This is a genomic window from Streptomyces sp. NPDC001941 (assembly GCF_040296945.1).
In the GTDB taxonomy this organism is placed as follows: Bacteria; Actinomycetota; Actinomycetes; order Streptomycetales; family Streptomycetaceae; genus Streptomyces.
Genome location: NZ_JBEOYE010000213.1, coordinates 1 through 4274 on the forward strand (window position 1 = coordinate 1; position 4274 = coordinate 4274).

General features: G+C 68.7%; 3 protein-coding genes and 1 pseudogene. 2 read left to right on the forward strand and 2 right to left on the reverse strand.

What is annotated here, in order from left to right:
- Nucleotides 1–1216 precede the first annotated feature (1216 nt).
- Complete coding sequence (locus ABT160_RS46475; protein WP_351656341.1) at nt 1217–1714, forward strand: MerR family transcriptional regulator; 498 nt, start codon at nt 1217–1219, stop codon at nt 1712–1714.
- 582 nt (nt 1715–2296) lie between these two features.
- Nucleotides 2297–3679 (forward strand): PAS domain-containing protein, encoded by a 1383-nt coding sequence (locus ABT160_RS46480; protein ID WP_351656343.1) that lies wholly within the window; start codon nt 2297–2299, stop codon nt 3677–3679.
- A gap of 354 nt (nt 3680–4033) precedes the next feature.
- Here the strand turns inward: ABT160_RS46480 and ABT160_RS46485 are convergent, their stop codons facing one another.
- Nucleotides 4034–4180, reverse strand: a complete 147-nt coding sequence (locus ABT160_RS46485; RefSeq protein ID WP_351656345.1) for a hypothetical protein — start codon at nt 4178–4180, stop codon at nt 4034–4036.
- Nucleotides 4155–4274 (reverse strand): annotated as a pseudogene (locus ABT160_RS46490) (ATP-binding protein); the annotation flags it as partial. The pseudogene ABT160_RS46490 and the gene ABT160_RS46485, both read right to left, overlap by 26 nt.

Here is a 4274-nt window from a genome sequence, read left to right on the forward strand (position 1 = left end):
GACAGCAGAGCTCAAACGGCTCCGGTGAGAGCAGTGCTCACCTGCTGGCGGCTACGGACCGTAGTCTCCCTCACGGCCCGACGAGTCCCATTAGGAGAGTGTCATGACCGAACGGGTGACGTGTCTGATGTGCGGGGGGCTGGTGGTTGCGGATGAGGTACAGCAGGTGTGCGGATTGTGCCTGCACCTGGTGGGGCGGGCGTTGTCGAGTCTGCCGCTGGTGTACGTGCGGTTGCGGCTGGCGACCCATCCGCGGGCGCCGCGCAGCCGCTTGACCCAGCCTGCCGCAAGAGCCAGCTGGGCATGCCGGGACCAGCCGCTGCCTCTGCGGCTGGGCGTGTTCGACCACGCGGAGCGGTGCGTGACACTGACCCGTACGTGGGCCGAGCACACCGCTCCGGAACTGCTTCCTGACGGGCCGGTGCGGCCGGGCCGGCTGCTGCAGGTGCTGTGCGAGGGTCTGGGCCGTGAGCCGGCCGGACGGGTCACTACCCGGCCGGCCGGGCGGCATGCCGCTGCGGTGGTGCGCCACTACGCCCAGGCGCGGCGGATCCTGGGCGACGATGATCCGCGTCGCCGGGTGAGCGGCGTGTGTCCAGGGTGTGAGCTGCGGTCCCTGTTCTCCAGTGCTGACGACACCGTCACGTGCACGTCCTGCCAAGGGCGCTGGCCCAGCAGTGCCCTCCCCTGTCCTGGGGCCCGGCCACCGGATGGCCTGGGCAGGGGCAGGAGGCTCGGGCCTGGGTGAGGTTTCGTACAGGTGGTGGGGCGGCGGGCAGCGTAGGTGCTGCGGGCTGCGCTGTTGAGCGGGGCCAGCAGCGGTGGGCACTGGATAGCTCAGCACCCGGCTGCGCCGTTGTGGACGGCTACACGGGTTCCTCCTCTGGGGGCTTGGGGCTGCTCAGGAATAGACCGCGGTTCCATGATCGCCGGGGTTCCCTCAGCCTCCGTACGCCGCTGGACCCGGCTCCGCTCCCCCACCGGGGACCTCACCTGTTCACTGGCTCGCTTTCTTCGCTGGGATCTCTGGCTGCGCGCTCCTTGAGCATGCGTTGCGGCCCGAGCCCCAGGGGGGAGTCGAGAGAATGCGGGTTCGGGCCGGCGCGTCGACAGCCAGGGGCTGGGACTCGGTCCCTTGCGCTGCGGGCTGCTACGGGCCGTTTGCTGCTGTACGGGGTGGGTGTAGTTGCTCTGGCTGATCGGAAGGAGAAGTGTGGTGACTGTACCGGTGAATCGACGGCGCATGGCCGAACTACGCTCGCGGGCAGCGCAGTCGGCGGCCTGGCGGCTGCTGACCACGGCGGAAGCCGCTGCTGCCGTCGGGGTTCCGGCGGCGACCATCCGCAAGTGGAAACAGCGAGGTCTCCTGATCCCCTCGGCGTTTCAGGGCCGGCGCCCGCTGTACGTGGAGCGCGATGTCCTGCAGGCCGAGCACGCGCAGCGTACTGGCCGAGGCAGCCGCAGCATCGGCGGTGACACGGCGACGAGCGGCAGGACTGCCGGGCCTGACGCGGTCGGCGTGAGGGACGCGGAGTCGGAGGCCGGGCTGGCTGCCGAGACGAAACCGGAGGAGAAGCCGGACGGAGAACCGAAGGGCGGGTGGAAGGCCGAGGCAGTGGAAGGAGGGCCGGAGCCGGAGAGGCCGGACGTGGACTCTCCGGGGGCCGGAGGGCCGGGTGAGGCGGGAGGTGAAGGGGCGACTGGTCCCGGCTGAGGGTCAACACGGTGTGTCATCCCCCGCGATGCACCGGCGGGGTGGAGCGTGCAGCAAGGGCGCAGAAACGTTCATGCGACAGAACGGGAGATATGCGGCATGATGCGCCGTTCGGGTCACCGGGACGCCACCCCGACCGCGGGCCGCACTAAGCTCGCTACTGATCAAACTGGCCTCAGGGCGTACAGACTTGCCTGAGGGTGTGCCGCGGCACGAGAGCACGGTTGTAAGCACTTCCGCTGTTCACCGTACGCAGCGTGCCTCTGGCGGCCAGGGCGGGTGCGAAGGGGCTCGCAGCGAGGCGCCGCGCACCTCTACCGGCAGACTGCAGCCAAGCAAGCCCTACCTCAGCGTCTACAACTCCCTCGCGCTCAAAGGTCCATTGGCAAAAAGAAGCGACCCGGGCGGAACAGGAGCGAAAAACCCGGGTGAACGGGGAGCGACGGTGACAGTCAGCCGCACGAAAGACCCGCGGCGGCCCCGGCTCGACGGCCGCAGGGCCGGACCAGTCCCCTCAATGACTGACGACCGGGAACCCCAGCAATGGTGCCCGAACACGTGCTACAAACAGGAGAATAAACGTTGCGGCTCGACGGTGTTCCCAACGACGTGTTCGCCTCACTCCCGGTGGGCCTGTGGGTTACCGACGAACGCCTGGCCGTCCAGTTCAGCCGTGGTGCCGCCTGGTTCAAAGAGTTCTGCGGCTCTTCGGGAGCTTTCTTCACGTACGACAACACTCTGCGGGTGGACGACTCCTACCCCCACCACCCCGATGTAATGGCCCACCTGCGTGCCCGTCGGGGCGAGACGGTGCAATGGCGTACCGGTCCCAGCGGAAACGTCCATGCTTGCGTCGCCCCCCTCCGGGACCAGAGCGGCATCTGCACCGGAGTCGTGGGTATCGCGGTGGACCGCGAACGCGACCGCCGCCACATCGAACGGGGCTCCATCTTCGAGTCCCTCCTGCACGGACTGATCGGCCAACTGCACCAGCCGGTGTCGATCCTGGACGACGAAGGCCGCATCATGATCACTAATATGGCCTTCCTCGACGCTGTCGGCTCCACCCAGCAGGACGTCATCACTCTGGACGAACGAGAAGTCCTGGCCTCCCTGAACGGGCCGGTCCCCGCCCCGCCCTCAACTGCTCGTCCATCGCTGGAAGGCGAGTTCACCTGGACCTCACGCCAGGGCACCAGGTTCGCCTCCCGACGCAGTCGCATCGCCACCACCCACGGTACCGGCGCCTACATCCACAGCGCCCAACATCTGACCACCACCTCCCCACCGCTATCGGCGGCCGCCAGCAGCCACAGCCACAGCCAAAGCCACAGCCACAGCCAGGATCCGCCCCAGGACCGGTGGCTGGTTGACGCCCTGCCCACCGCCGCCGCGATCCTGGACTCACAGGACACCATCGAATTCGCCAATCATGCATTAGCCCAGCTCCTGTGCACCAGCCGTGAACAACTCACCGGCGCCATTGCCAGACGCTGGATCACCGCCGACTCCCGGACCCTGCTCAACACCGCACGCACCCATACCCCACAACCCGACCGGCACGCCCGATTAGAGGGCCTGACACTGCTCACCCCGGCGGGCGGCATCGTGATCGCCGACATCCAGCTCGCCCGCATCTGCCACACAGCAGATCCCGCCCCCCGGCACCTGATCACCCTGACTGCCGCACTCTCCCGGGCCCCCGACCCAGCCCACCACCGCATCCGCCTCGAACCACTTGACGCGGCCATCCTGGAGCGCCTTGCCCAGGGTGACAGCAACGCCACCATCGCTCACACCCTGTCCATCAGCCGCCAGGGCCTGGACTACCGCCTCAAGATCCTCCGTAAGCGCCTGGGAGCCGCCAGCCGCGGTGCCCTGACCGCACGCGCCTACCTCCTGGGACTGTTCGACCCCGCCAACTGGCCGCCACGCTACCTCTCACCCCCCGACCCACCCACTTGATCACCTCAAGCACGCTGCGTGGCCCACGAAGTTCGGTGGCGCCGCCTGGTGTGAACCCCTGGTCATGGACGTGGCGCCATCACGCTGCACGTCTCAGGCGATCACCGCCCGCAGCCGCGATGAGGCTCACCACCGCCCCAGGCAGGCCGTCACGGTCCGCGTACAGTGCAGGGCATCTCCGGCCTCAAGGTGCCGAGGAAGCCAGAACACCGGAGCACACGCCAGGACGAGTTCCTGTCGGCGAGTATGGGGATCGCCAAGAAGCCGTCCGGCATCGCCGGAGGCTGATGTCCTGTACACCCAGGCCTGACGCGTCCCGAGCAAGCGCGGCAAACGCCGCGCAGTCGGGTCGCGTCAGGTGCACCGCCGGGGCAGGGTGGTCATGGCGGCTCCCGCGAGGCCCACCAGGGCGGTTCCCGTCCAGTAGGCGGGGCCCAGGTGGTGCTGGAGCAGCGCGGTGAACAGGGCTCCGCCGGCGAAGCCGCCGAGGGACTCGCCCAAGGCTGGTGAAGTAGATCGAGTACCCGGCCCGGCAGGCCGCGACCGCGAGAGCGACGGCGATATGCGTCTTGCCCACTCCCGGCGGCCCGAGCAG